Annotated in this window: 1 pseudogene; it reads right to left on the reverse strand. The window is 46.9% G+C overall.

Annotated features, from left to right (window positions below):
* Positions 1-247 (reverse strand): annotated as a pseudogene (locus A3766_RS10410) (biopolymer transporter ExbD); the annotation flags it as partial.
* Positions 248-288 lie beyond the last annotated feature (41 nt).

Genomic DNA, 288 nt, shown 5'->3' on the forward strand with positions numbered 1-288 from the left:
GATCGGCAACGATAGTGATTGGACGCCCTTCTGGCGCGACTGCGCTGTTAGACTTTGAAGCCTGATAGTCTAACTCAGCCTTAAGCAGAGGTTCTACCTCTCCTTGAAATTCACGAAGCTCGGCGACTTTAACGATCGCTCGGCCACCGACAAGAATATCGTCGTGAGTCACGGCTAATGCCAGCGCATCTTTTGGCATTTGATCAGCATTAGAAACCGGAAGCTTGACCATATTGTTCTGGTTCAATACTTGTACATCACTTGAGGAATTTACCATCAAGAAAAACA

The organism is Oleiphilus sp. HI0132 (assembly GCF_001635845.1).